The organism is Ornithobacterium rhinotracheale DSM 15997, from assembly GCF_000265465.1.
GTDB lineage: Bacteria > Bacteroidota > Bacteroidia > Flavobacteriales > Weeksellaceae > Ornithobacterium > Ornithobacterium rhinotracheale.
Genome location: NC_018016.1, coordinates 396,935 through 421,823, shown reverse-complemented (window position 1 = coordinate 421,823; position 24,889 = coordinate 396,935). Strand labels below are relative to the sequence as shown.

Annotated in this window: 24 protein-coding genes, 1 other RNA gene and 4 pseudogenes; 14 read left to right on the top strand and 15 right to left on the bottom strand. The window is 35.5% G+C overall.

The genetic code is table 11. The features are described from left to right. Positions 1 to 9: 9 nt before the first annotated feature. From ORNRH_RS01930 to ORNRH_RS01915, 4 genes are all read right to left on the bottom strand, one after another. Positions 10 to 777: a hypothetical protein gene (locus ORNRH_RS01930; protein WP_014790222.1), complete on the bottom strand. Its 768-nt coding sequence runs from the start codon at positions 775 to 777 to the stop codon at positions 10 to 12. A 7-nt stretch (positions 778 to 784) separates the two neighbouring features. Beyond that, complete coding sequence (locus ORNRH_RS01925) at positions 785 to 1,435, bottom strand: hypothetical protein (RefSeq protein WP_014790221.1); 651 nt, start codon at positions 1,433 to 1,435, stop codon at positions 785 to 787. Positions 1,436 to 1,675: 240 nt separating this feature from the next. After that, positions 1,676 to 2,839 (bottom strand): rolling circle replication-associated protein, encoded by a 1,164-nt coding sequence (locus ORNRH_RS12245; protein WP_014790219.1) that lies wholly within the window; start codon positions 2,837 to 2,839, stop codon positions 1,676 to 1,678. Between the two features lie 58 nt (positions 2,840 to 2,897). Beyond that, a complete protein-coding gene (locus ORNRH_RS01915) occupies positions 2,898 to 3,143 on the bottom strand; it encodes a hypothetical protein (protein ID WP_014790218.1) in 246 nt (81 codons plus the stop codon). A 133-nt stretch (positions 3,144 to 3,276) separates the two neighbouring features. Between ORNRH_RS01915 and ssrA the strand changes: the two genes are divergently transcribed. After that, positions 3,277 to 3,682: a transfer-messenger RNA gene (gene ssrA, locus ORNRH_RS11795) on the top strand. Positions 3,683 to 4,152: 470 nt separating this feature from the next. Here ssrA and ORNRH_RS01910 read toward each other — a convergent pair. From ORNRH_RS01910 to ORNRH_RS01860, 10 genes are all read right to left on the bottom strand, one after another. Continuing rightward, positions 4,153 to 4,434: a hypothetical protein gene (locus tag ORNRH_RS01910; RefSeq protein WP_014790217.1), complete on the bottom strand. Its 282-nt coding sequence runs from the start codon at positions 4,432 to 4,434 to the stop codon at positions 4,153 to 4,155. A 763-nt stretch (positions 4,435 to 5,197) separates the two neighbouring features. Beyond that, entirely contained in the window at positions 5,198 to 6,742 is a 1,545-nt protein-coding gene (locus ORNRH_RS11490) for a hypothetical protein (RefSeq protein ID WP_014790215.1), read from the bottom strand. A gap of 14 nt (positions 6,743 to 6,756) precedes the next feature. After that, positions 6,757 to 7,053 carry a hypothetical protein gene (locus tag ORNRH_RS01895; RefSeq protein ID WP_036600969.1) on the bottom strand — a complete coding sequence of 99 codons (297 nt, stop codon included), beginning with the start codon at positions 7,051 to 7,053 and terminating at the stop codon, positions 6,757 to 6,759. Beyond that, a complete protein-coding gene (locus ORNRH_RS01890; RefSeq protein ID WP_014790213.1) occupies positions 7,050 to 7,346 on the bottom strand; it encodes a helix-turn-helix domain-containing protein in 297 nt (98 codons plus the stop codon). The genes ORNRH_RS01895 and ORNRH_RS01890 overlap by 4 nt, the downstream gene beginning before the upstream one ends. Positions 7,347 to 7,444: 98 nt before the next feature. Then, positions 7,445 to 8,152 carry a hypothetical protein gene (locus ORNRH_RS01885; RefSeq protein WP_014790212.1) on the bottom strand — a complete coding sequence of 236 codons (708 nt, stop codon included), beginning with the start codon at positions 8,150 to 8,152 and terminating at the stop codon, positions 7,445 to 7,447. Positions 8,153 to 8,420: 268 nt separating this feature from the next. Continuing rightward, the gene (locus tag ORNRH_RS01880; protein WP_014790211.1) at positions 8,421 to 8,720 is read right to left on the bottom strand and encodes a hypothetical protein; all 300 of its coding nucleotides are present in this window, start codon (positions 8,718 to 8,720) and stop codon (positions 8,421 to 8,423) included. 199 nt (positions 8,721 to 8,919) lie between these two features. Continuing rightward, on the bottom strand, positions 8,920 to 9,228 hold the full coding sequence (locus tag ORNRH_RS01875) for a hypothetical protein (RefSeq protein WP_014790210.1): 309 nt from the start codon (positions 9,226 to 9,228) through the stop codon (positions 8,920 to 8,922). A 203-nt stretch (positions 9,229 to 9,431) separates the two neighbouring features. Next, on the bottom strand, positions 9,432 to 9,740 hold the full coding sequence (locus ORNRH_RS01870; RefSeq protein WP_014790210.1) for a hypothetical protein: 309 nt from the start codon (positions 9,738 to 9,740) through the stop codon (positions 9,432 to 9,434). A gap of 450 nt (positions 9,741 to 10,190) precedes the next feature. Further along, on the bottom strand, positions 10,191 to 11,528 hold the full coding sequence (locus ORNRH_RS01865; RefSeq protein WP_036600962.1) for a site-specific integrase: 1,338 nt from the start codon (positions 11,526 to 11,528) through the stop codon (positions 10,191 to 10,193). Between the two features lie 404 nt (positions 11,529 to 11,932). Further along, a complete protein-coding gene (locus tag ORNRH_RS01860; protein WP_014790208.1) occupies positions 11,933 to 12,187 on the bottom strand; it encodes a GlsB/YeaQ/YmgE family stress response membrane protein in 255 nt (84 codons plus the stop codon). Between the two features lie 139 nt (positions 12,188 to 12,326). On the opposite strand from ORNRH_RS01860, the gene glmM reads away from it, so the two are divergent. The 13 genes and pseudogenes from glmM (at position 12,327) to ORNRH_RS01800 (ending at position 23,137) form a co-directional block, all read left to right on the top strand. Beyond that, positions 12,327 to 13,709 (top strand): phosphoglucosamine mutase, encoded by a 1,383-nt coding sequence (glmM, locus tag ORNRH_RS01855; protein WP_014790207.1) that lies wholly within the window; start codon positions 12,327 to 12,329, stop codon positions 13,707 to 13,709. Positions 13,710 to 13,801: 92 nt separating this feature from the next. Continuing rightward, on the top strand, positions 13,802 to 14,095 hold the full coding sequence (locus ORNRH_RS01850) for a Sec-independent protein translocase subunit TatA/TatB (RefSeq protein WP_014790206.1): 294 nt from the start codon (positions 13,802 to 13,804) through the stop codon (positions 14,093 to 14,095). Beyond that, positions 14,096 to 14,689: a phosphatase PAP2 family protein gene (locus tag ORNRH_RS01845; protein WP_014790205.1), complete on the top strand. Its 594-nt coding sequence runs from the start codon at positions 14,096 to 14,098 to the stop codon at positions 14,687 to 14,689. It abuts the gene before it with no gap. 257 nt (positions 14,690 to 14,946) lie between these two features. Further along, a pseudogene (locus ORNRH_RS12605) lies at positions 14,947 to 15,101 on the top strand (IS30 family transposase); the annotation flags it as partial. A 269-nt stretch (positions 15,102 to 15,370) separates the two neighbouring features. Further along, positions 15,371 to 16,716 (top strand): annotated as a pseudogene (locus ORNRH_RS01835) (IS3 family transposase). A gap of 214 nt (positions 16,717 to 16,930) precedes the next feature. After that, entirely contained in the window at positions 16,931 to 17,065 is a 135-nt protein-coding gene (locus ORNRH_RS12470) for a hypothetical protein (RefSeq protein ID WP_258204942.1), read from the top strand. A 6-nt stretch (positions 17,066 to 17,071) separates the two neighbouring features. Beyond that, complete coding sequence (locus ORNRH_RS01830) at positions 17,072 to 17,689, top strand: hypothetical protein (RefSeq protein WP_014790204.1); 618 nt, start codon at positions 17,072 to 17,074, stop codon at positions 17,687 to 17,689. 84 nt (positions 17,690 to 17,773) lie between these two features. Further along, positions 17,774 to 18,010 (top strand): hypothetical protein, encoded by a 237-nt coding sequence (locus tag ORNRH_RS01825; protein ID WP_014790203.1) that lies wholly within the window; start codon positions 17,774 to 17,776, stop codon positions 18,008 to 18,010. 28 nt (positions 18,011 to 18,038) lie between these two features. Then, positions 18,039 to 18,773, top strand: coding sequence for a hypothetical protein (locus ORNRH_RS01820; protein ID WP_014790202.1), 735 nt, complete (start codon positions 18,039 to 18,041; stop codon positions 18,771 to 18,773). Positions 18,774 to 18,847: 74 nt separating this feature from the next. Next, a pseudogene (locus tag ORNRH_RS01815) lies at positions 18,848 to 19,138 on the top strand (RHS repeat domain-containing protein); the annotation flags it as partial. Between the two features lie 729 nt (positions 19,139 to 19,867). Next, positions 19,868 to 20,047 (top strand): annotated as a pseudogene (locus ORNRH_RS11790) (phosphatase PAP2 family protein); the annotation flags it as partial. A 48-nt stretch (positions 20,048 to 20,095) separates the two neighbouring features. Further along, complete coding sequence (locus ORNRH_RS01805; RefSeq protein WP_014790201.1) at positions 20,096 to 21,106, top strand: 3-oxoacyl-ACP synthase III family protein; 1,011 nt, start codon at positions 20,096 to 20,098, stop codon at positions 21,104 to 21,106. Between the two features lie 156 nt (positions 21,107 to 21,262). Then, positions 21,263 to 23,137, top strand: coding sequence for an ABC-F family ATP-binding cassette domain-containing protein (locus ORNRH_RS01800; protein WP_014790200.1), 1,875 nt, complete (start codon positions 21,263 to 21,265; stop codon positions 23,135 to 23,137). 65 nt (positions 23,138 to 23,202) lie between these two features. Here ORNRH_RS01800 and pruA read toward each other — a convergent pair whose 3' ends face one another. Continuing rightward, positions 23,203 to 24,831, bottom strand: coding sequence for an L-glutamate gamma-semialdehyde dehydrogenase (pruA, locus tag ORNRH_RS01795; protein WP_036601052.1), 1,629 nt, complete (start codon positions 24,829 to 24,831; stop codon positions 23,203 to 23,205). Positions 24,832 to 24,889: the final 58 nt, after the last annotated feature.

Sequence of the window (24,889 nt, the reverse complement as noted above, 5' to 3'; positions counted from 1 at the left end):
TTTTAAATGTTATTTTTTCTTTGTTAATAAATAAATCAATGCCCCTCCTAGTAATAAATACAAAATGTTATTGTCATTTCGCCCAACATGTCCAGTAGCTTTTCCATATACCTCCCCGTCTGTTACCGCAGGATACGCACCTTCTGTAGGCATTCCTGTTTTAAGTGTTTGATCCTTACTAGGTCTGTAATCCGATGAACCTGCTTGGCTATCTGCTTGTCTTTCAGCATCTGTTTTTTCTCTAAAGAATGGCACGCGCAAAACTTCCTTACTCACGGCATCCCCTCTTGAAGTGTCACGGAATGGGAAATTTAAGTTTACATCAGTTCCTTTTGGATATTCTTTATCACCAACATAGGCAAACTTAGTCTGATACTCCTTAAGCAATCTCCCGTAAGCCTCAGTTATCATAGCCGCCAATGCTTCAGTTCCTTTTCTCGTACAATCCTTTCCCCATGGAAAACCAGAAGCGCAGACTTTTAAATAAAGTAACGCCTTATTAAAATTGTCAGCACTGGCTACCTTAGTAAACCCAGATTGTTCAATAATCCATTCAACGATTGTGGTTCCTTCTTTCATCGCTCTACTAGGCGACCAGCTCGAGCCCCAACAATGCAAATCAAAGCCGTTTGCCAAAACGCTATCTAACCCCCCAGTTATCTTACTTAATACACCGCCTACTATCTTTCCTCCAAATTGACCAAGAGAGGAGCCGGAGGCGTTACCGCCCCCCACACTTCCAATTAAACTACTTACCGCTGTTACTGCTCCAATCATTTCAATATTATTTTGCGTCTAACAAATAGAATGTAAATTCTTCTCCTACATTTTTATACACTGCTAAGGTGTATAAGCCTGTTAAATCCAATGCAGGTAATTTCGATAACTCATCAATCCTTGCATTTTTTGCATAATCAAGTTGTAGTTGCGAAATCCTTGTTTTGCCCTGTGCATTGATAACTTGCAATTCATTTGGTGTCTTTTCAGCTACCAAATAATCAAATGCTAATACATCAACATCCTTTACAGATATATTTTGGTCAAGCTTCACTTGTTGCACATAAATAGGCTCTGCACTTCCAATAGCCTCAAATGTTTCTGCAGTTACATTCTGTGCTTGTCCACCCGATACATGGAACTCAATGTAAGTTTTGTCACCTAATGGCAAACTTCCAGATTTAGAAAAAGGAATTACCGCTACTTTGTCGCTACCAATTGTTGTTTGCAATTTAACAAAATGAACGCCCAACAATTCTGTAAATAGCTTAACGCTCATCTTTGGCACCAAAACCTTTTTAGTAAAGGTTTCATCTACTAGGTAAGACTCAATTTGCACCTGTCCGAAATCGGTACTTGAATTACCTTTTAAAATCAAACCCGCTGCACTTTCCTTAACTTCCAGCACCTCGGTTGCTTTTGCTAATGTTACTCTCATTTTTATATCTTATTTTAAATTTCTGAAACAAAGATATTAAGCATGCAAAAGCACTTTTTAAAATCTAGCGATTTTTACCACTTTTAAGCGATTTATACCAATTTTTGACACTAATCATCAAAATATTTTTTTACGAGCTTTAGCGTTAGATATTTCTTTTTATAGTGGCTTAAAATATCTTTTTTTATCATGCGTGCAGTGGAATAGCTTACGCCTAAATAATTAGCTAGCTCCTTAGCACTAATTATTTGCAAGTTCTGTGTATTGTTTTTCATAAATTAATTGGATTAACTGGTCTAAATTTATACTCAAATCGGTATCTAATAACTGTCTTATGGCTTTATTATAAATTTTTAAATGCTCGTTCAATTTTTTATATCCCTTGCGGATCATCTGATATACTTTACCTTTATACAACTCTACAAATTGAATAGCAGTAGGCACATACTCCAATTTTCCCCGCAAGTGGTTTAACTCCTCTAAATAACTGCTAACTTCAAAATTTAAATAATTGAGTTTTTTTACCTTATTTGATGCGCCCCACACCGCACCAATTACTGGGCGTTTATTTTCTTCTTGCTTTAATAGATATTTCACCACATACGCAACTATATTTCGTTTACTCTTTGGCGTTTCAATTTTAGTACTTGGGGGATTGCTCCAACCCATTTTTTTATTACGCTGGTAAGCTAGTATGCAGTCTTTTTCTGATTTATAATTTTTTGAATACTTAGCCATATATTCTTTAGCCGTTAAGCGGTTCATCTTTTCAGAATATCTATCAACATAACCATATTTATTTATATACTGGTTCCATATGCGCTGAATATCCTCACGAGGGATTTGCGTATCAATCAAAACATGAAAATGAATATTTCCATTCTTCTGCGTCTCCGCTTTCCAGAGATAATTTTTTAAACCATAGACCTCTTTTAAATGGTCAAGGTATTTAGCCAGTATTTTACGCAACACTCTATCATGGTGTATTTGCGCACTGGGCAAGGTCAAGGTTACAAAAGATAAATATTTGTCTTTATTTGATTTAGTTGCGTCAGCAAATAAAATAGCATACTTCTTTATATTCCTTACTTGAGTATCCGAGAGCGTTCCTAAATCCTTTAAAACATGCCCTTTCTCATTATACACTTCTTGTTGTTTCTCCTTATACAACTCAACACACTTTTCAGCATATTTAACAATTGAACCAAACTCTGAAATATCATCTAGTGCGTTTAACTCATCTAATTCTGTTTTTTCCTTGTTTAGATTTTGGCGTAAAGTAGGAGCATAGCCTACTTCGTAATTTCGTAAGTCCATCACATAACTATAATGCAATAGGCTAGTAGGTCTAAGCTGAACCTTTTCACACAAATAATAATTATTAACCTCTTGATATTGTCGCATTTACAGGGATTTTTGCCGTTAGATTTTACCGATACTTGAGACGAGCCCACTCAAAAGCCTATCGGCTTTCTATAAAAAAATCGGTTTCTTCTTTTTTCACAGCCACACGATGATATAAAATATCCTTAGGTTTAAAAGTTATCCACGAACGACCAGAAAATAATACCTCAATATTATTTTCTTGTTTCAACACCTGTACTACAATACCATATTCATATATGTACTGCTTAGGTTCTAAATGATTTACGGGAATGGGTACAAACTTCTGTACTACCAAAAAAGGTCTGATTTCTTCTCTTTGCATACGCTTTTAGTTTTAAATTATTTAAGCGTTGCATTTGTGTTTTGAATGTGCCAAACTTTGTATAAATTTATAAGAAATTTAAAACTTGGAATATTATTTGTATATTTGCAAGCTCAAAAGTTCATTGAATTACGGGGTCGACTGGTTTTGACAGCAAGCCGAGGTGATAGATAAGCATGCCGTGAAAGGTTGTGTACTCACGCTAATCAGGCACTTCAACTTTATAACTGGCAACAACGAATACGCTTTAGCTGCCTAATTCAGACCGAAGTATAGTAAGTCTTGGCGTTCTCCCTGCAAGGCAGGGAAGCTAAATGTCGCGCAAGCGCCCAATTCTCATGGCACTTGGGTACGTGGCACAGGAAAATGAGAATAGCTTAGATGATGTTTCTGCGTTTAAGTGAAATTTTATGAAACTAAGGCATATTGCGAGGTGTCTTTTCCTTTGATATGCACGAAAACCCAACAATAGACTAAGCATGTAGAAAGTCTATGATTTCCTTGTTTGGACGCGGGTTCGAATCCCGCCGACTCCACAACTGAAAAGCGTAAAGGATTGTATTTTAATCTTTTGCGCTTTTTGTTTTTTACATTTGGTACGGTGTGCGGTACGGTAAAACTGAAAAATCTATTTTTTGGCGGTTTTCCACCTCATCATAACCGCATAAATGAAATACTATATTTTGAGCCGTTGAGGTTCTTATAAAAATATTATCTTTGTGGCAGGTTACACCAAAATGTAACTGTAACTTTTGAACACAACAAAGCCCCCGAGTAATTACGGGGCTTTCTTTTTAAACACCATTTAAACGCTCTTTAATCACGAACGCAAAAAAATACCCCCGTACACTTCTGCACGAGGATATTTTTTAAATAATGTTTAAACGCTGTTTTTAGTGTTACACATTCACATTTTAATTTTTGCGGGGTTTGCTTAAACTTCAATGAAAGCAAATTAAAACAATATGCCCCAAAATGTTATATTTTCGTTTTAATCAACTTTCATTTTTTAGTTTAACTTTATAAATTCGGAATTTGTTATGGTTGCGTACTCTGTAAACTTTTTTAATATGTTACCCTCTTTGTGATATATTACCGTTTTGTATTTTTTCCATTGTTGGGGGTAATTGTTTAGCGTTGTTTTAATTTCTCTATAAAATTCCTCAAAACTGAAATACTTGGGATTTATCGCCGTTAGTATTTGTGTTTGTTCGTCATTGTAAAGCGTTACCGTCGTTATTATAACGGTCGCAACACCCCCGAACATTGGGGCGGTTTCTTGCTTTGTCATTTCTTTGTTTTTTGGATAATATAAAACCCGCACGGCTTAGGTGTTCCACGCCACAAAGACAGCGTTTAGGTGCTTTCGCATACCTACACCATACCACACGGGTAAAAATTTTCTTATTCGTATTCATTTCTTTGTGTTTGGAAGTCCAAAAATAGTAATTATTTCAATTATTTTGGCGTTTTTGCTCAAAAAAAATGATACCGAAATGGTAATAAATAGTAATTATCCCTAATTAACACGCAATTATTTTTTACGGCAAATCCTTTATTTTAGCGGGTTTCGTGTTTTTTCGCATAGAATACGCCCCCTATCTATTTTTATGCTCTCAAACGGCACGCATTTAAGCCACACGGGCGGGGTTTGTTGTTTCGGGTTGAGGTGCAGGCATAAAAAAACCCGTACGCTTGGCACGGGGTGCAGGGGTATTATTTCGCAATTAATAACGCTTTTATGGTAAGTATAGGGCTAAATACCGTTTTTCAATATATTACATTTTTGTAAAAAATGCCCCCTACTTTAATTTTAAATGTTTTTAATATCGTTATGTGGTGTTTTTTTATTTTTTGGTTAAATCTTTTATTTTGGCTTTTGCGTTTATTCCTAAGTATTCGCAAAATGTCCTATAACTTATTAAATACTCGGGTTCTATATATTTATAAAATATTTCTTTTAGGAATATATCGGGGTTTTGTCTTTGTATCTCTAAAACCCTATTTTGTATTTTTATTATTTTCTTGTAATAATTTCGTTTGTTGTAAGTCATTTATTTTTTGCAGTTTTCTAAGTTATATTTATTTATCAATCTTAGTAATTTTCTTGCCCGCCCGTCTGTTAGGGTAAAATCATTATATCGCCCGTCCGTTGGGTGCAGGAATATTTTTTTTACTTGGTTTATTGTTTCCCTATCCGTTGTTATTTCTTGCGGGGCTAAGGTTACGCATTCGCCCGCTATATCCATACTTAGGTATTTAATTTTATCGGCACGCCATAGCTTGGTTATTTTATCAAGGCTTTTGTTTTCTTGGCGTCTTTTCTGTTTTTGTGCTTTCATTCGCTTTTTTCCGTTTATTTTATTATTGCATTTCTTGGAACAGTATTTTGTACCCGCCCGCTTGTGGCTAATATCCGAACCGCAACATTTGCATTTTTTGCACTTGTTGCCCGTTTTGTGGTTCTCTTTATTTCCTTTGGCAATATCAGCCGACAAAAACGGCGGTTCTGTTTCTCTTTCCTCTTTTAAATTATTTTCTTGCTCGTGCGTTTCTATTTCTTCGGGTTCGTATGTACCAAAATATTTAAAAAATACATCAGCTTTTTGCGGGGCATTTTTGTATACGAAATAACCGTTTATTATATCGGTTAAATCGTATACATTTTTTACCTTTTTAGGGCTGTTTGTTTTTGGTAAATCATAGGGCATTGTTTCGCCTATGTTTTGCGTTAGGTTTTCCCATACTCGCAAAACTTCATTTTTAAGCCATTCGGGTTTTGTTGAGGTGCAGTATTTAGCTACGAGGGTTTTATATATCTTTTTGGCTCGGGTTCTCTGTACTCGGGTAAAGTCTTCCCAATTTTGCGGGCTTGCGTAATACAATAGCTTTTTATGCTGAAAATTTGACATTTCCCGCCATTTTATCGCCCGCTTGTCTAAATGTATCACATCGCCCCAAAAGTCGGCTAAAACACCCCCGAGCGGGTGCAGGTTTTCTAATCGCATACAATCGGCAAGGGTTCTAATTCCGTACTTTTGCAAGTGCGCCATTTTATGCACGGCAAATTCTAAACGCATTAAATTACTACATATGCCGTATTGCTTGCCTTTATCATATAGTTTAATTGTGTAGCGTTGGTAAGGCACACACACCCCTAAGCGTTTGCGCCCGTCGTTTAGCGTGTCAAATCTTCGCCCCTTATATGCTATTACCCCGTTTAATACATTTTGCACGGGTTCGGGGGCATACAGATTAACGCCAAATTCTATATTTCGTATAATTGCACTTTGGGGTTCTATCCCGAATTTTTTATTTAAATCTAAAATAACCGATTGCAGGGCGTTAAATGTAAATCCGTCGGCATTGTGTTTACCCTCATTGTAGTATTTGTGTAGACTACCCCGAACAGAACAAAACACACCCTCGCCATTACCTTTTTGTAATAGCTCAAAGATTAAGCCCCTATATTTTGCGGTTTTCTTTGGGTGTATTTCGCCCGTCTTTTCGTTTACTTTGGTTATAAAATCCAAAAACGGGCTACTTTCCCAAATCGTGGCTAAATCTTCGGTACATTCTATATCTACCCCGTCAATCAATTAAACGCCTTTGTTTACTCGGTTAATAGCGTTAGGGCTATTTCTAAATTTGTGTTTATAATGTTTTCAGCCGTTGAGGTACGCCACACCCTAAGCATTGCGAGCTTGCAGGCATTGCGCACATTAGACGCACTTAAAAAAGCCCCTAAATCTTCGGGGCTTGGTTCTACCTCATCGCCTTTTTGGCGGGGTTTCGGGTAACTTCCGAGCGTATTAACAACCGATTGCAGTGTGTGCATTTGCTCGCTTTCGTTGAGCGTACCAAAACCCGCCATTTCGTCAAAACATCGTTTTATTATTTCGGTTCTCATCGCTTGCGGGTTTCGGGGTTCATTGATTGCAAAGCGTTTAATACCTCGCTTTCTTTATATCTTACTTGGTTACCTATTCGGTAAGGGACTAATACCCCCGATTTTTTCCAATTGTTTAAGGTTACGAGTGTAACACTTAGCATTTCGGCTGTTTGCTTGCGTGTTAAAAGCCTTTCGGGGTTCATTGTTTCGGGTTGAGGTTGTGCCATTGCGTTTTTAACTTCTCGGGCTATGATTTGCGCCAATTCGTGCGCCTTTACGCCCTCTACTTGGGTAATGGTTGTTGTTGTCATATTTATATTATTGTTTTATTATTTTAGTCAAACATTTGTTTTTAAATAAAAAGTTTGAGCGTTTTACTCAAACATTAATCCTTAAAAAAATACAACGCCTAAACGCCGTATTTTTTAAATAATTTTTCACTTATTATTCTATTATAATTTTCAAAAAGTAATTCGTATAATTCTTTTAAATCCTTTGTTTTTTGGCTTGCCTCTAAATAATATGAAAAGTAATCTAGTGAGGCGTAAAACATCAAATTATTAATGTCATTTAGTACATCCTCTACATTTTCCACCCCCTTACTTTTGATATATTCTATTGCTTTATTTTGATTTTCTTTATTAAAAAATTCAAATATCGTGGTTTCTTTTACCTCGTTCGTCATTTCTAAATACAATGTATCTAACGCAAAACCGAATATTGAATTTTTACTAAATGTACTTATCTTTTTGCCGTCGTATTCTAAACATTCAGTATCTGGCTTCCATATACTTATACTATTAGAAAAGTTTATGTACTTAGCGTAAAATGTAGTATCAAAATCCCCAATTGCGCCAATTATTAACTTTGCTACATTTTCAAAAATTGTTATTTCGTTTTCTACTTGTACCCTGTCGTCTTCATCTTCAAAACTAAATATTTCTTTAAAGTCGTTTTCGGTATAATATTCCTCAAACATCAATGAGCGTATTTTTGTGGTTTTACGCTTGGCGGTTACTTGTAAATAAATAGGGTAATAATCTTCTCCGTTAATCTTGTAGGGTTTAAGATTTGTATTTAAATAGTGTGTAATCGTTATTTTACTTTGCTTTCCCATAACATTAAATTTGAACGCTACAAAGTTAATGTATTTTAGTCAAACATTTTATTTTTTTCTTTATTTTTTTTGTTTACCTTTGCCCTCGTAATTATTTACCCCATATTACAACTTTTGAACACGAGCCAAACCCCGCCATACTTTGCGGGGTTTTGTTTTAAATTTCATTCTTCATATTAAACCCGTACCATTGTGCGGGTTTTATTGTTTTGTTCGGGGTTGAGGTACAGGCATAAAAAAACCGCTCTTATTGAGCGGTTACATTTGGCTAAATCCCTTTTAAATTATTTAATAACTCTGCACCCTCGTATGGTATTAATTCATTTACTACCTGCAAAACATTTGCTACACTTGGCACAATTTGGGCGGGTTCGTATGTGTCATTTAGCAACGCCACACGGCTAACCTCTACAATATCGGCAACTAGCCCCAACCTATCTATATAATCGCCCGTTATTCTTATATTGTACTCGGGGTTTTGGGTTGTTGGGTTTACGCTTATTTCTCTAGTCAGCTTTTCAATTAGTGCCGTTTGCTCGTCCGTTAAACTTTCTTTTAGCTTTGTCATTTTGTTTTACTTTTTAGGAATGATAAACCCCCGTAAGGTGTCCTATGCTGTAAAACGAGCATTCGGGGGCTTTCGCCTTACCGCACCAACGGGGGTAAAATTTCTTTTTGTGTGTCATAATGTTTTACTTTTAGGAGTGTCAAAAATAGTAATTATTTCAATTACTTAGGCGTTTTTGCTTAAAAAAATGGTATTAATTCTAGGGCAAAGCCTTTGTTTTTGCTGTGGGTGTGGCTTGGGCTTTCTCTATTATTATCACATCACTAAATAATGGTAAAAGCTCTTTTACATATGCAATAACATTTTTTATTTGCATACCATTTGAACCGATTAATTTACAATGCTCTATATCGTCTGTTTTGCATTGTCTGTTTTCGCTTTGTAGTATTGCGGTACTTTCGCAAAGACTTAAAACATCATAAGTAAAATTAAAAACTTCATTCCAATTTTGGAACTCAATTTTAGGGGTTGGCAAACCTTTTGTTTTTGCGGTTTCTTTCTTTGTCATTTTGTTGAGTTTGGATAATATAAAACCCGCACGGCTTAGGTGTTCCACGCCTCAACGAGCGTTTAGGTGCTTTCGCATACCCACACCATACCACACGGGCAAATTTTTGGTTTCGTTTATTCATTTTGTTGAGTTTGGAAGTCCAAAAATAGCAATTAATTTCAATTATTTAGGCGTTTTTGCTTAAAAAAATGGTATTAATTCTAGGGCAAAGCCTTTGTTTTTGCTGTGGGTGTGGCTTGGGCTTTCTCTATTATTATCACATCACTAAATAATGGTAAAAGCTCTTTTACATATGCAATAACATTTTTTATTTGCATACCATTTGAACCGATTAATTTACAATGCTCTATATCGTCTGTTTTGCATTGTCTGTTTTCGCTTTGTAGTATTGCGGTACTTTCGCAAAGACTTAAAACATCATAAGTAAAATTAAAAACTTCATTCCAATTTTGGAACTCAATTTTAGGGGTTGGCAAACCTTTTGTTTTTGCGGTTTCTTTCTTTGTCATATTCGTTAGTTTGGATATTAAAAAACCCGCACGGCTTAGGTGTTCCACGCCTAACGAAAGCGTTTCGGGTACTTTCGCACACCGACACCATACCACACGGGCAAAATCTTTGTCTTATTGTTCATATTCGTTAGTTTGGAAGTCCAAAAATAGTAATTATTTCAATTATTTTGGTGTTTTTGCTCAAAAAAAATGGTATTGAAATAGTAATAAATGGTAATTATCCCCAATTAACACGCAATTAATTTTCAGGGCAAATCCTTTGTTTTAGCGGGTTTCGTGTTTTTTCGCATAGAATACGCCCCCTATCTATTTTTATGCTCGCAAACGGCACGCATTTAAGCCACACGGGCGGGCTTGGTGCGCTCGTGGGTTGAGGTGCAGGCATAAATAACCCCGTACGCTTGGCACGGGGTGCAGGGTATTATTTCGCAATCCTTAGCGTGGTGTTTATATTGCTTTGCTTATTTTGTGGAATGGGTTTTGTTTGCCCTCTTTTATATTTTGTTTTTGGCTTTCCATATTCCAATATTTAGCCATTTGCTCGGCGTAGTCTATGTTTGTTTTTCCTATGTAGTTTAAAAACTCTTTTTCGGTACTATGCCCCGTTATGTTCATAATTAACGCCGTTGGCATTTCGCCGTAATAATTAGACGCAAACGAACGCCTACAAATGTGCGAGGTTATAAGCTCCCATTTTTCAAATATCCCGTTTTCCTTTCTGTTTGTGTCGGGGTTCACTTTTGCCCCGTTTATTTTCTCGGTAAGCCCCGCAATTTTGCAAACGGTTTTTATTTGTCGGTTAAATATGGTTTTAGCACTTTCTAAATTGACGGCGGGGCGTTTTGGAAATTTGCCCCCTCTTTTATTTAATATCTCTTTTACTTTCGGATGGACTAATATAGAAACCCGTTTTTTTGTCTTTTGTTGGGTTATTTCTATAAATTCAAGGTTTCCGTTATTCGTTATGTTTTGCTCTGTTAAACTCAATAAATCGCCCACCCTTTGCCCTACATAGCACCCAATAATTAACCAATCTTTGGCGTCTTCTAAGTGCTTTAATTTTACGGGCGTTTGCTCTATCCTTTCCAACTCGTCAAATGATAAATATATTTTGTCCACCTTTACCGTGAACCCTTTTATTTGGGCTAATTCGGGGCTTACCGTGTAACCCTCTTTTTGAGCGTCTAAACAAACGGTTTTTAAAAACTTAATATATCGCCCCGCAGTATTACGCCCTAAATTTTCCACCTCTAAAAGGTAGTTTAAAAAGGCGTTGCGGTATTTATTGTTTACATCGGTTAAAAGGTGTTTTTTACGCTTGTATTTATCAAACGCATTTATTTTTTTCGCTATGGTTATGTATTTTAATAGCGTACCCCGTGCCGTTCCAATTTCGCCCGTTTTGTCGTTTCGTTTTATTTTTAATTTTTCCGAATAATACACGGCGTAATTATGTAAAAAATTTAAATCATTTTTAGCGGGGGTATTAAAATATTCGTCTAATACATTACGCAACCACCCCGAGCCATTAACTAAGCCCTTTTTTATATCTTGGTTGTATCTTTTTATAACATAATCACTAAGGGCGTTTAATTGGCTTTGCATTGTTTCCCTTTCAGCGTATTGCGCTACTTTTCTAACCTTACCCGTTTTATTACTGAAATAATCGGGGTTAATTACTAACGGGGTACTTATTCTATAATCCGCATTGTTCTCTGATAAAAAACGGATATTGATTTTTGACGGGTTCGCCTTTCCACGAACCAAATATTTAACGGTTGGCATACTTGTAACTTTTGAACGATACAAATATATAACTATTTTTAATTTGGTACGGTGTGCGGTACGGTAAAACATTAATTAACTTTAATCTTACTTTATTTCTTTTTACTTTTCAGATAGCTATAAAACATTGTATTTGATAAAGTTAGCGGGGTGTTTTACGGTATTTTTGACCTCATCAAAAAATGGGCAAATAAAGCCATTTTGTTCCTGCCGACTCCACAATTTTTTATGATTATCAGAGACTTCCAAATAAGGAGGGACTAAAAAAGGGACTAAGTCTTGAACTTAGTCCCTTTTTTGCTTTAGAAATAATGATAAAACATAATCACTAACGAATTAAATAATAAAAAAAGAGGATAGAGCTAAAAATCTATCCTCTTTCAATTGAATATTCAGTTTCTAAATTACTTAGAAGTAATTTTTCTATAAATAAACAAACAGATCAATGCCCCTGCTACTGCAATTGCAAAACTTTGAAAGCTAAAATCCTTAGGGTTTTGAATGTTAAATAATACACTACCTAACCATCCCCCAACAGATGAACCGATGATACCAATAAGTATTGTCGCAATCCATCCTCCTGGATCTTTACCAGGGTGAATAGCTTTAGCAATTGCTCCCGCGATTAATCCAAAAATAATCCATGAAATAAATCCCATAATTTTTAAAATTTAAAAGTTTACGCGTTAATAATTGCAAGGAAGGTGCCAAAAAATAAAAAAAAAGCGAAATTCGAGATAAGTTTGCTAAATAATGATTAACTTTATCCCTCAAAATGTATAATAAACAATAAGTAAAATGGCTTTAATTAAATCTATTTCAGGAATCAGAGGTACCATCGGGGGAGCTGTAGGTGAGAACCTTACACCACTAGATGCAGTGAAATTCGCTTCAGCATACGGTACTTGGCTCAAAAACAAAAAAGGAAATGCAAAAACTACAGTAGTCATAGGTCGTGATGCTAGAATTTCTGGCGAAATGGTCAATAAATTAGTTACTGCGAGTTTGCAAGGCGTGGGAATCGATGTCATCGATTGCGGGCTTAGTACTACGCCTACCATCGAAATTATGGTGCCAGAGCTTAAAGCTGATGGTGGAATCATCCTTACTGCAAGCCACAATCCAAAACAATGGAACGCACTTAAACTTTTAAATGAAAAAGGTGAATTTGTTTCAGGAAAAGATGGAGAACAAATTTTGCAAATCGCTGAGGAAGAAAAATTTGATTATGTTGAGGTAGATGAGCTTGGGCAATACTCTGTAAACGAAGATGCGATTAAAATCCATATAGATAAGATTTTAAAACATAAATTAGTAGATGTAGATGCCATCAAAAATGCAGACTTCAATGTGGTGATCGATGCCGTGAACTCAACTGGAGGTTTGGCAATTCCGCAATTGCTAGATGCTCTTGGAGTGCAATACACTAAATTATATTGTGAGCCAAACGGGCACTTCCCACACAATCCAGAGCCGTTAAAAGAACATTTGACAGATGTTATGGCACTTGTGAAAGAGAAAAATGCAGATCTAGGAATCGTTGTAGATCCAGATGTAGACCGTTTAGCATTAATTACTGAAAAAGGTGAAATGTTCGGGGAAGAATATACTTTGGTTTCGGTAGCAGATTATGTTTTGGAAAACGAAAAATCTGTAGCGGTTTCAAACCTTTCATCTTCAAGAGCGTTGAGAGATGTGGCTAAAAAACGTGGTCAAGAATATTTCCCTTCGGCTGTAGGAGAGGTGAATGTAGTAGAATTAATGAAAGAAAAAGGTGCAAAAATTGGTGGTGAAGGAAACGGTGGCGTGATTTTCCCAGATTTGCACTATGGTAGAGATGCCTTGGTGGGCGTTGCCTTGTTCTTAACTCATTTGGCTAAAAAAGGAAAAACGGTGAGCGAATTGCGTGCAGAATACCCTGCTTACTTTATGAGTAAAAATAAAATTCAGCTTACGCCAGAAATCAATGTAGATGATTTACTTAAAAAAGTAGAAAAACACTACGAAAACGAAGAGGTAAACACCATCGATGGTGTGAAAATCGATTTTGCAGATGAGTGGGTGCATTTAAGAAAATCAAACACAGAGCCAATCATCAGAATCTATACCGAGAGTACTACGCAAGAAAAAGCCGACCAATTGGCGCAAAAGATGATAGAAGTAGTAAAAGGTTTAATTTAAATTAGAAACTTTACTCAAAAAAATGGAAAAGCCGCTCAAGATAGAGTGGCTTTTTTTGTGTAATCCATAGAAATAGTTTTAAATTTGCGATTATGTTTTCAATCATTATTGCTTTTATTGGGTTTCAGGAGATTGTATTTATCATCTTCGTAGCGGTTTTAATCTTTGGGCCGAGCAAAATCCCTGAGATTGCGCGAGGGCTTGGCGAAGGCGTGCGAGCGATGCGCGAGGCTACCGACGAGATTAAACGAGAGGTGATGTCATCGGCAGAAAAAATGGATCCTTCTGGTGAAATAAAAGATTCTGTCAAGGAAATTCAGCACGAAATCGATGAAGCAAAAAAAGAGATAGACGATGCCGTAGGGCCAGTGAAAAGAGAAGGATAGATGCAGGAAATTATACACGAGATTGTAACACAGGATCAGCAACTTTTAATTTATCTTAATAATTTAGGTAGCCCCACTTGGGACGGGCTGTGGATGTTCATCACTAGCAAATACAGCTGGATACCTTTATATATAATCTTGATTGGCATTTTATATAAAATGTTCGACACCAGAAAGCTAATTTTAGCTTTAGTTATGATTGCACTAGGCATCACCATGGCAGATCAATTATCTAATTTGTTTAAAAATGTGATTTTTATGCGTTTTCGTCCGTGTCATGAGCCATTGGTTTCGCCCTACATTCGCCATGTCAAGCCATCGTGCGGAGGGAATTATGGTTTTTTCTCGGCACACGCAGCCAATACATTTGTTATAGCCACTTATTTAGGAGCCATATTTAAAAAGAAATTCAGAGCACTTAGCATATTTTTAATCATTTGGGCAGTATTTGTTTCTTATAGCCGAATTTATATAGGAGTACATTATCCATTAGATATTTTGGTAGGAGCCTTCTTTGGAGGGATAATCGGTTATGCAGTTTACAAAGTTTTTTTATATTTTTGCTCAACTAAATATTTTCAGTCCAAGGGTTGAAAATAGCATTTTGTTGGCGTACTAGAGATGATTCTCATGTAAAGTTTTCTTAGGTAAAATAATTACTCATAAATGATAGAAGTTACTGTTTATATTACTATTTAAATATAATTTTTAATGGGAAAAAATAATTTTTGAATTAATTACTTTATCTCAAAAGCTGGCATTTTCTTGGATACTCACAGGAAGTATTAGGTTTGATTACAGTGCTTTTTCCAATAAAGTGAAAGTATCTAGACTAAAATCAATAAATTAATAAAAAAGGTTCAACCATAACAAAAAGTACCGCTAACAAGCTGAAAGCGGTACAAAAAGAGATAAACGACAGCCCCTTTCAAGTGTTAAATTTTTGTAAGCCTAAGGAAGTTTTTGTACATTCGTGGAGTCAGTTGCATTCAGTGCTAGAATCTAGCTAGGATCAAAAGGTAGTTGTGCGCAACAAAAAACTAGGCTTATGTTACTTCAAAGAACATTGAGACGAATGCTCAACAACGGTCAACCTATTATGAATAGTGAAGGTTCAACTCCTGCACAATGGGAAAATATACTTAGAGGTTATTAATTATGAATAAAATTAATTATAAAAATGTTGTAAATCGTCAGCAAAAAGTTTACCAGTTTAGGTTAAAAATAGTATAGTTAAAAAAAGAAAAAACTAACTTTACAAAAACCACTTAGAACATGGTAAAAAAACAAACAAAAAGCGAAAAGCTTATTAAGGAAGTTCGCCGTAATACACGACAAGTGTACAATGCAGAACAAAAGATTTTAATCGTCATGGAAGGCTTACGTGCAGAGCTCAGTGTAGCAGAGCTGTGCAGAAAATATGGCATCAGCGAAGCCACTTATTACAAATGGAGCAAAGAGTTCATTGAAGCAGGAAAGAAACGTCTTTCGGGTAACGAAACAAGAGAAGCTACCAGTGAGGAGGTCAAAGATTTACGCAGAGAAAATACCGTATTGAAGGAGTCTTTGGCCGATTTGGTTATTCGTTATGACATTGTAAAAAAAAGCTTAAATCTGTTGGATTAACCCCTCAATTTAAAAAATATATGAGACTAACGGCAGAAGAAAAAGCAGAGATTATAGAGGTGGTAAAAAACTCTGAATTAGGCGTTAATAGGACTTTAAAGCAATTAGGCATTCACAAAAGAACCTTTTATAATTGGTATCACGCCTACAGCCAAAATGGTATTGATGGCCTTAAAGCGAAACGTAATCAAAAGCAACAATGGAATAGCATTCCCGATAGAATCAAACAAATGGTCGTTGAGATTGCCTTGCAATATCCCCAGGAAACACCAAGGCTCATTGCCACAAGGTTCATCGATGAACAAGGCGTTTTCATATCTGAATCATCCGTTTATCGCATTTTGAAAAAACAGGGATTATTGGCCGACACACCGCATAGGTTCTTGGCAGCAGCAGATCAGTTTCATTCCAAAACCAATTTCGTGCATCAAATGTGGCAAACGGATTTTACTTATTTCAAAATTATCGGTTGGGGATGGTATTATTTATCCACCGTCATTGATGACTACAGCCGATATATCGTTCATTGGGAACTCTGTCCTAGTATGACTGCACAAAACGTCAAAAGAACCATCGATAACGCCATCAGTAAAGCTAAAATAAAAAATAGAAAGCAACCGCCAGTGTTGCTCTCCGACAATGGACCTTGTTATATTGCTAAGGAACTCAAAGATTACTTAATGGACACTTATGGGATCAGACACATACATGGAAAACCATTGCATCCGCAAACACAAGGGAAAATCGAGCGGTATCATCGTTCCATGAAAAATGTAGTCAAATTACACCATTATTATGCTCCAGAGCAACTCGAAAGGGCTATTGATAAATTTGTGCAATATTACAACTCGCAAAGATATCACGAAGCTTTAAATAATTTAACCCCTGAAGATGTATACCTAGGTAGACAAGACCAAATCTTAAAACTAAGAAAACAAGTGAAAATAAATACTTTAAATCAACGAAAATTAAATTATTGTTTTGGACTTATTTAATTGTTTACTATATTAGCCTCAGTAAACTTTAGTTTGACGACGTACACAATTTGATAAAAGAACACAATTACACAAAACGTAATCATAGAAATAAAATTTCAGGTGGGGTTAGTGGTGCAATTGGGTATACCAAATCTACTGGAATATTAGTAGGCGGATCAGATCATATCATATTATCAAGGGAAAGGATATTAGAGACAAATTGAAAAAGCTAATGAAACAAGTAGATAATTCATATTCCATGTGTGACAATCATAAGAAAAAATTACATTTGCTTGCAGATCCATACATTAAAAAACTTGATGTTGCTTTAAGCAAGCATGCCACAAAAAGTAGCTTTAAACGGTAAATCAATATGATCGATATTAAATATGTCAAAAAAAAAGTTGAATTTGAAATAGAACCATTTGAATGGATTGAACCTAATTTAATTCGAGGTTATAAAATAGAGCAGGTTAGAAATTTTAATATTTATTCTTTTTTTGAGAAGGATGAAGATAAAAACAACCTTATAGAGGCTGATAAAATAATAGCTGATTATTATTTAGAATGTGACTCTAGAGATCCAAATATTTATTTGCTTTTAAAATATGGTATATGGTTGATAAAAAATCTATATTGTAGCTATGTTTCTTATATATACCCTAGTTTTATGAGGTCGCGTATAACAAAATACAATGTTGAGGAAATTTTTGACATATTATATGCTAACTTTGAAGATTCTTTTATCCATGATGAAAAACATTCGGCTAACCTTATCAAAGTATTCTTATTTGATTTAATTGGTTATGGACCTGAATGGGGGGTATTTGTAAATAAACAAAGTAAAAATAGTGTTTCACAGGTAAATATGGTTATTCCTGAGATTCCAAATGAAGAAATACTTTGTTCTTTTCTTTCTAAAAATAGGCTTTTTGGGTTAGTGCGTTTGGAAGTATTTAGTGAAAACTACCCATTAAATTATAAATACTAATACTTTCGAAATATTGTTATATTAATTAAAAAACTTGAACTATAAATTTATTTAAATTATTTAATGTTGATTAAATAGAGAGGATTGAAAGAACGTGTTGAAGAAATGAAAGAAGATAGGTTTGATTTATATAATAGAGCAAGATTTGTTAATCCACATAAATATGGTTTGTTAGCTGGGAAGGGGGCATGGGTGGGTCATGTTCAGCAAGCTGAAGAACTAAAAAGAGGATTGAAAGCTAATATCATTGATTACGAGATTAGTGGTTACAATACTACCTATAAAAACTACCAATTTCATTTAAAAATGCTTCTAACTTAAATATACCTACAAAACCTGAGAAATAGTTATGGTTGATTTTTCGATTGATAAACTCATTTTTGTGTTTAGTACAACCTACTTTACCAGTAAGCTAGTAGATATTCCTTTATATAAAAGAGATTCCATAATAAAAATATGTCTAGAATTTAGTAAGTCAATTGTTAATGGTAAAGATGATTATTACTTATATGCTGATTTTTCTAAAGAGAGAGTTTTAAATACTGAAACTGAATTCTTTTTAAAAATTGAGAGTAGTTTTCAAATAAAAGAAAGGGCTATTTTTGACTTGTGCCTCAAATCTTTAAGATTAAAACATGAGTATGTATTGAGTAAAATGGAAATAATTAATATTTGTGAACTTATAGAATTATTAATTGAAGAGCTATATCTTTACTTGTCAATTGAAGTGGATGTAAAAAATGAGATATTTGATATAGATAGTATAGAACAAATAATTTCCAAAAAATATACAGATGTTTCAGAGGATTATTGGTTAAATAGTGACGTCAATTCAGATATATACATAGCAAAAATTATGGGGGATACACCCGAATCAGTATATTATTACTATATTGATATGATTAGTATACCTATTTTCAAGCTGTATCCTTTCACAATTTTTACCAAAAATTTCGAAGAAAATATCAATATTTTTAATTTATTATGTAGCTCACTTGATGGGAATAAATATGGTAAAGGTCAAGAACTATTAAGAAAAATTTTATTTGGAAATAATATTTCAGAAACCATGTTGGAGATATAACCTAAATATTACCAAGTAACTATAGTTTGGGAATTTTGCATAGCTTTTTTAATGCCTAAAATTATCATAATGATCATTTGGGTACGCCGAATGAGTTAACCGATGAAAAAGGGGAAGTGGTATGGCTTGCCGATTATGAGGTGTGGGGTAATACGGCTAAAGTAGTTTGGAATGAGATAAAACTTGGTAGTTATGCTGTTGCTAGAGATGAGTTGCAACCGATTAGGTTTCAAGGTCAATATATAGATCAAGAAACTGGACTGCATTATAATAGGTTTAGGTATTATGATAGTGATGTTGGGATGTTTATTAGCCGTGAGCCTATCGGTCTGCTCTTATTTCCTAAAAATTGGTCAGAAAAATAAATGAAAAAAGCTATTAAAGAGAGGCTGGTTCAAATTTAACTATAATTAAAACTATATACCTAAAGGATATTTTTAAATGTTTAAACTAATTCTAGACAAAGATAGCATTAGAGTGAGTGAAGGGACTTATTCTAAACATATATTTGCTTGTGTATATATATTTGGATAACGGTATTTATTTTCCAGAAAAAAATTGGGATGATTTTGTGTTGATTATTTTTGCTTGGTGGAGTGATAGTATTATCAATCTTTTAAACGGTTCAACTCATGAAGATTTTTGTTTTATGGATGGTAATTTTCACTTCAAGATAAATGTGTTTAATGAAAGATTATTTACAATTAATTTCTACCATAATAATTTAGAACTACAATCTTTTGTATTAAATAAATCTACCTTTTATTCAGAAATGAAAAGAAATATGAATATACTATTGAGACATATAAACATCTTGGATTTAAAGAAAAGCAACGATGCTATTAAAATAATGGAAAATTTCAGATATATAAGCAGTAGAGTTAATTCAATGTGAATTTTAAAAAACTAAAGTTAGATAATTACAAAGTCGTAGCTGATACTATGAGATGGTAATAGGTAAATACAAGAAATCAAGGGTGGTTTTACCTTTTCCGCTGTTTATGAGTAAGATAGATTTGTGCCTGTGGTGAGAATCGGCAATTAACTTTAAGATGGTTAGCAGATATTGACTATTATTTAAAAAGAAATTCAGAGCACTTAGCATATTTTTAATCATTTGGGCAGTATTTGTTTCTTATAGCCGAATTTATATAGGAGTACATTATCCATTAGATATTTTGGTAGGAGCTTTCTTTGGAGGGATAATCGGTTATGCAGTTTACAAAGTTTTTTTATATTTTTGCTCAACTAAATATTTTCAGTCCAAGGGTTGAAAATCAGAAAAAACATTTAAAAATTAAATTTTTTCTTTAAGTACAACGATGAAAGCATTTATAAAAGGAGTGGGGCACTATGTTCCCGAACGAGTAGTTACCAACTCAGATTTAGAAAAATTGATGGATACCAGCAACGAGTGGATCGTTGAGCGTACTGGCATTGAGCAGCGCCACCATGTAGGAAAAGAAGGAAAACAAACCACGGCAGATTTAGGCTACGAAGCCGCGATTAGAGCGATTGAAGATGCCAAAATCCAAAAAGAAGATATCGATTTTATCATATTTGCAACTTTAAGTCCTGACTATTATTTCCCTGGATGTGGTGTGATTTTGCAAGATAAATTAGGTATAGGAAATGTAGGAGCACTTGATGTGAGAAATCAATGTTCTGGCTTTGTTTATGCACTTTCTACTGCAGAGGCATTCATCAAAGCAGGAAAATATAAAAACATTTTGGTCGTAGGAGCAGAGGTGCAATCATTTGGTTTAGACATGACTACACGCGGTAGAAATGTATCTGTAATCTTCGGAGATGGTGCAGGAGCCGTAGTTGTGAGCCCAAGCGAAGACGAAAATCGTGGAATCCTTTCTACCAATTTACACTCTGAAGGCAAGCACGCCGAGGAATTAATGATGGGCTTCCCTGGAACTAAGTTTGGCTGGGCAGATTTATTGCTCGAAGAAGACCATAATGTCGATGCGCACATTTTGTATCCATACATGAACGGAAACTTTGTGTTCAAGCATGCAATTACTCGCTTTGGAGAATCCATTAAAGAGGCGTTTGCCGAAGCGCAAATTCCGTTGGAAAAGCTAGATTTATTTATTCCGCACCAAGCAAATTTGAGAATTAGCCAATTCCTGCAAAAACAAATGGGCTTACCAAGTGAAAAGGTATTTAATAATATTCAAAAATACGGAAACACCACAGCGGCATCTATTCCAATTGCACTTTCGGAAGCCAAAGAACAAGGTCGCATCAAGCCAGGGGATTTAGTGTGTATGACGGCGTTTGGAAGTGGATTCACTTGGGGTAGCGTTCTTATGAATTTCTAAAAAATCGATTTTTAAGCATTTTTTGGTTTTAAAAATCATCTAAAAATAGCATTTTTATGAAAAGCAAAGTGAGGTAATCGCTTTGCTTTTTTATTTAAGATTAAAATTTAGCCACAACAATTTTATATCTTTGTAAACTATCGATTCAAAAACAATATGAATTACATCACTGCTGAAAATCTTACTAAATCTTACGGATTAAAAATCTTATTTCAAGACATTTCGTTTTACATCAACGAGGGCGATAAAATTGCCTTGGTAGCCAAAAATGGTTCGGGAAAATCCACATTATTAAAAATCATCATGGGCATCGAGCCTTGCGATGAAGGGACGATTTCTATAAATAAAGATATTCAGACTGTGTTTTTTGATCAAGAAATTAAATTCAATCCCGAGCTTTCGATAGAAGATTTTATGATGCAGCTGGAAATTCCGCCCATTATCGCGTTAAAGAATTACCAAAAAATCATGCATTCTGGCGATACCGAGAAGCTAAGCCAAGCCATTGCTGAAATGGAACATCACAAAGCTTGGGAGCTCGAAACCGAAATGCAGCAAATTTTGGGACAATTAAAGATTACCGACCTTGAGAAAAAAATGGGAAAGCTCTCGGGAGGAGAAGTGAAGCGTGTGGCGTTGGCTAAACTTTTACTTGAAATCCGAGCCGAGCACAAGCATACTTTGCTCATCATGGACGAGCCGACCAACCACCTAGATGTAGACATGGTGGAGTGGCTGGAACAGTACCTTTCGATGGCGAAAATCACGCTGCTTTTAGTAACACACGATCGCTATTTTTTAGATAATATTTGCGACATCATTTGGGAATTAGAAGACCAGAAATTGTATTTTCATCAAGGTTCATATGCCAAATATTTAGAAAATAAAGCCTTGCGAGAGGAAAATTTATTGGCTAATATAGATAAAGCTAATAATTTGTATCGTAAGGAATTAGAATGGATGCGCCGCCAGCCCAAAGCACGAACAGGAAAATCTAAAAGCAGAATTGAAGCTTTCTATGAAACTGAAAAAGTAGCCAAGCAAAATGTGAAAAAAGATAATTTATCTCTTGATTTTGAGATGAAACGCTTGGGCAAAAAGATTTTGAGTTTTAAAAATTTGAATAAATCCTTTGGCAAAAAAGTGATTTTAAAGGATTTTTCGTACAACTTTCAGCGTGGCGAAAAGGTGGGAATCATTGGGGGCAATGGTGTGGGGAAATCCACATTTTTAAACATTATTCAAGGATTGGAGCCCTACGATTCTGGCGAAATAGAAACGGGAGAAACCATTAAAATCGGATATTTTTCGCAAAAAGGTTTAGCCTTTAAAGAAGATGAGCGTGTAATTGATTTCATTAAAGAAATTGCAGAAAATTATCCTTTAGCCAATGGGCGAAGTCTTTCGGCATCTCAGTTTTTGCGTTTGTTTTTGTTTGATGACCAAACGCAATATTCCCCAATTTCAAAACTTTCTGGTGGAGAAAAAAGAAGGTTGCATTTGATGTATGTGCTGTATCAAAATCCGAATTTTTTAATTTTTGATGAGCCTACCAATGATTTGGATTTGCAGACACTCACGGTGTTAGAGAATTTTTTGCAACAATTTCAAGGGTGTTTAATCATCGTTTCGCACGATCGTTATTTTATGGATCGCATCATCGATCATACTTTGGTGTTTGAGGGAGATGGTGTGGTATCGGATTTCGTTGGGAACTTTACCGAATACCGAGAATTTGCCAAGGAACAAGAACAGCAACAACGCGAGCAGGAAAAGCAGAAAAAGCCAGAACCTGTTGTGCCAAAAACAGAAACTCCCAAAAAGAAATTAAGTTTTAAAGAAAAAAGAGAATTTGAGCAATTAGAAAAAGACTTGCCTGCATTAGAAACTAAAAAGGAGGAGCTTAGCAATCAGCTTTTAGGCGAAACCGATTATGAGAAAATCAAGGAAATAGGCGAGGCATTGCAAAAAATTACCGATGAGCTTGAAGAAAAAGAAATGCGCTGGCTAGAGCTGAGCGAATTTATTTAAACTATAAAAGGCACTCAACTCTGAGTGCCTTTTCATTTATTAAAAAATAATTGAAATTTGATTTTTTAATCTTCTGCCAAGAATGGGTATCTATAATCTGTAGGCGGAACAAAGGTTTCTTTAATCAATCTTGGAGAAACCCAACGCAACAAGTTCTGAGCAGAACCTGCTTTGTCATTGGTTCCAGAAAGTCTTGCGCCACCAAATGGCTGTTGTCCCACTACGGCTCCCGTTGGTTTGTCGTTTACATAGAAGTTTCCTGCCGCATTTTCTAGAGCTTTGGTCGCTTCTGTGATAGCGTATCGGTCTTGGGCAAAAATTGCCCCCGTGAGTGCATAGCCCGAAGTGCCGTCTACCAATTTCAAAGTTTCTGCCCAATCTTTATCCTCGTACACATAGATAGTAAGCACTGGTCCGAAGATTTCTTCTTCCATGCTCACATAATGTGGATTGGTGGTTTTGATGATGGTTGGCTCAATGAAATAACCTTTGCTGTCGTCGTAGTTTCCTCCTGCCACGATTTCTGCATCGGCATCAGATTTAGCTTGTTCAATATATTTAGTAATTCTATCAAAAGCTTTTCTGTCAATCACTGCGGTGATAAAGTTTGAGAAATCTCTCGGTGTTCCCATTTTGAAACTTGCCAAGTCTGCTTTTACGCCGTCGATTACTTCTTCGTAAATGCTAGCCGGTATATAAGCACGAGAAGCTGCCGAACATTTTTGCCCTTGGAATTCAAAAGCACCACGGCTCAAGGCTGTGATTAAAGCCTTTTTATCTGCTGAAGGGTGAGCAAGGACAAAATCTTTTCCACCAGTTTCTCCTACAATTCTTGGATAAGTTTTATATTTCTGAATATTGTTTCCAATGGCTGTCCAGAAACTTTGGAATACTGCCGTAGAACCTGTAAAGTGAACGCCTGCAAAATCTGGATGTTCAAAACAGATTTTGGTAGTTTCTTTGGCGTCTGTAATTACTAAATTGATAACGCCTTTTGGCAAGCCAGCTTCTTCAAATACATCCATCAAGAATTTAGCTGCAAGCAATTGCGTATGAGCAGGTTTCCAAACCACTACATTTCCCATCAATGCCATGCAAGAAGGTAAGTTTCCCGCAATGGCTGTAAAATTAAACGGAGTTACTGCATATAAAAATCCCTCCACAGGGCGGTATTCTACTCGGTTCCAGATTCCCTCAGAAGAGCTAGGTTGTTCAGCATAAATATCTGTCATGTATTGAACATTGAATCTTAAAAAGTCGGTCAATTCACAAGCTGAATCAATCTCTGCTTGAAAAGCCGTTTTACTTTGTCCAATCATGGTTGCCGCATTCAGCGTGTCGCGGTATTTGGTTGCTACTAACTCAGCCGCTTTTAAGAAAATAGCTGCACGCTCTTCCCATGGCAATGCTGCCCATTTAGCTTTTGCCGCGAGTGCACTATCGATGGCTTTTTTTACATCATCTCCCGTGCCCTCGTAGTAATGTGCAATACAGTGCTGATGATCGTGCGGAGAGAAAAGTTCTTTTTTAGTCCCTTCTACACGCTCGCCTGCAATCACTTGATGCACAGGTGTTACGGTGTTCCATAATTCGTCATATTTTTTTTGAAGAGATTCGCGTTCAGGAGAGCCTGGAGCGTAAGATTTTACGGGCTCGTTATAGGCTTCTGGTACATAAAAATTTCCTTTTGGCATAATTTTAAAGTATTTTTTAATGATTGAATTTCTCCAAAAATACGATTTATAAACGAAG

What these genes read in the sequence shown, in the direction of transcription:
- glmM (WP_014790207.1), top strand. Translation starts at nt 12,327, where the DNA reads ATGGCTTTAATTAAATCTATTTCAGGAATCAGAGGTACCATCGGGGGA.
- ORNRH_RS01885 (WP_014790212.1), bottom strand. Translation starts at nt 8,152, where the DNA reads ATGGGAAAGCAAAGTAAAATAACGATTACACACTATTTAAATACAAAT.
- pruA (WP_036601052.1), bottom strand. Translation starts at nt 24,831, where the DNA reads ATGCCAAAAGGAAATTTTTATGTACCAGAAGCCTATAACGAGCCCGTA.
- ORNRH_RS01850 (WP_014790206.1), top strand. Translation starts at nt 13,802, where the DNA reads ATGTTTTCAATCATTATTGCTTTTATTGGGTTTCAGGAGATTGTATTT.
- ORNRH_RS01845 (WP_014790205.1), top strand. Translation starts at nt 14,096, where the DNA reads ATGCAGGAAATTATACACGAGATTGTAACACAGGATCAGCAACTTTTA.
- ORNRH_RS01875 (WP_014790210.1), bottom strand. Translation starts at nt 9,228, where the DNA reads ATGACAAAGAAAGAAACCGCAAAAACAAAAGGTTTGCCAACCCCTAAA.
- ORNRH_RS01895 (WP_036600969.1), bottom strand. Translation starts at nt 7,053, where the DNA reads ATGAGAACCGAAATAATAAAACGATGTTTTGACGAAATGGCGGGTTTT.
- ORNRH_RS01870 (WP_014790210.1), bottom strand. Translation starts at nt 9,740, where the DNA reads ATGACAAAGAAAGAAACCGCAAAAACAAAAGGTTTGCCAACCCCTAAA.
- ORNRH_RS01865 (WP_036600962.1), bottom strand. Translation starts at nt 11,528, where the DNA reads ATGCCAACCGTTAAATATTTGGTTCGTGGAAAGGCGAACCCGTCAAAA.
- ORNRH_RS01930 (WP_014790222.1), bottom strand. Translation starts at nt 777, where the DNA reads ATGATTGGAGCAGTAACAGCGGTAAGTAGTTTAATTGGAAGTGTGGGG.
- ORNRH_RS01820 (WP_014790202.1), top strand. Translation starts at nt 18,039, where the DNA reads ATGGTTGATTTTTCGATTGATAAACTCATTTTTGTGTTTAGTACAACC.
- ORNRH_RS01860 (WP_014790208.1), bottom strand. Translation starts at nt 12,187, where the DNA reads ATGGGATTTATTTCATGGATTATTTTTGGATTAATCGCGGGAGCAATT.
- ORNRH_RS01805 (WP_014790201.1), top strand. Translation starts at nt 20,096, where the DNA reads ATGAAAGCATTTATAAAAGGAGTGGGGCACTATGTTCCCGAACGAGTA.
- ORNRH_RS01880 (WP_014790211.1), bottom strand. Translation starts at nt 8,720, where the DNA reads ATGACAAAGCTAAAAGAAAGTTTAACGGACGAGCAAACGGCACTAATT.
- ORNRH_RS01890 (WP_014790213.1), bottom strand. Translation starts at nt 7,346, where the DNA reads ATGACAACAACAACCATTACCCAAGTAGAGGGCGTAAAGGCGCACGAA.
- ORNRH_RS01915 (WP_014790218.1), bottom strand. Translation starts at nt 3,143, where the DNA reads ATGCAAAGAGAAGAAATCAGACCTTTTTTGGTAGTACAGAAGTTTGTA.
- ORNRH_RS01910 (WP_014790217.1), bottom strand. Translation starts at nt 4,434, where the DNA reads ATGACAAAGCAAGAAACCGCCCCAATGTTCGGGGGTGTTGCGACCGTT.
- ORNRH_RS12470 (WP_258204942.1), top strand. Translation starts at nt 16,931, where the DNA reads ATGAAACAAGTAGATAATTCATATTCCATGTGTGACAATCATAAGAAA.
- ORNRH_RS01830 (WP_014790204.1), top strand. Translation starts at nt 17,072, where the DNA reads ATGATCGATATTAAATATGTCAAAAAAAAAGTTGAATTTGAAATAGAA.
- ORNRH_RS01800 (WP_014790200.1), top strand. Translation starts at nt 21,263, where the DNA reads ATGAATTACATCACTGCTGAAAATCTTACTAAATCTTACGGATTAAAA.
- ORNRH_RS01925 (WP_014790221.1), bottom strand. Translation starts at nt 1,435, where the DNA reads ATGAGAGTAACATTAGCAAAAGCAACCGAGGTGCTGGAAGTTAAGGAA.
- ORNRH_RS12245 (WP_014790219.1), bottom strand. Translation starts at nt 2,839, where the DNA reads ATGCGACAATATCAAGAGGTTAATAATTATTATTTGTGTGAAAAGGTT.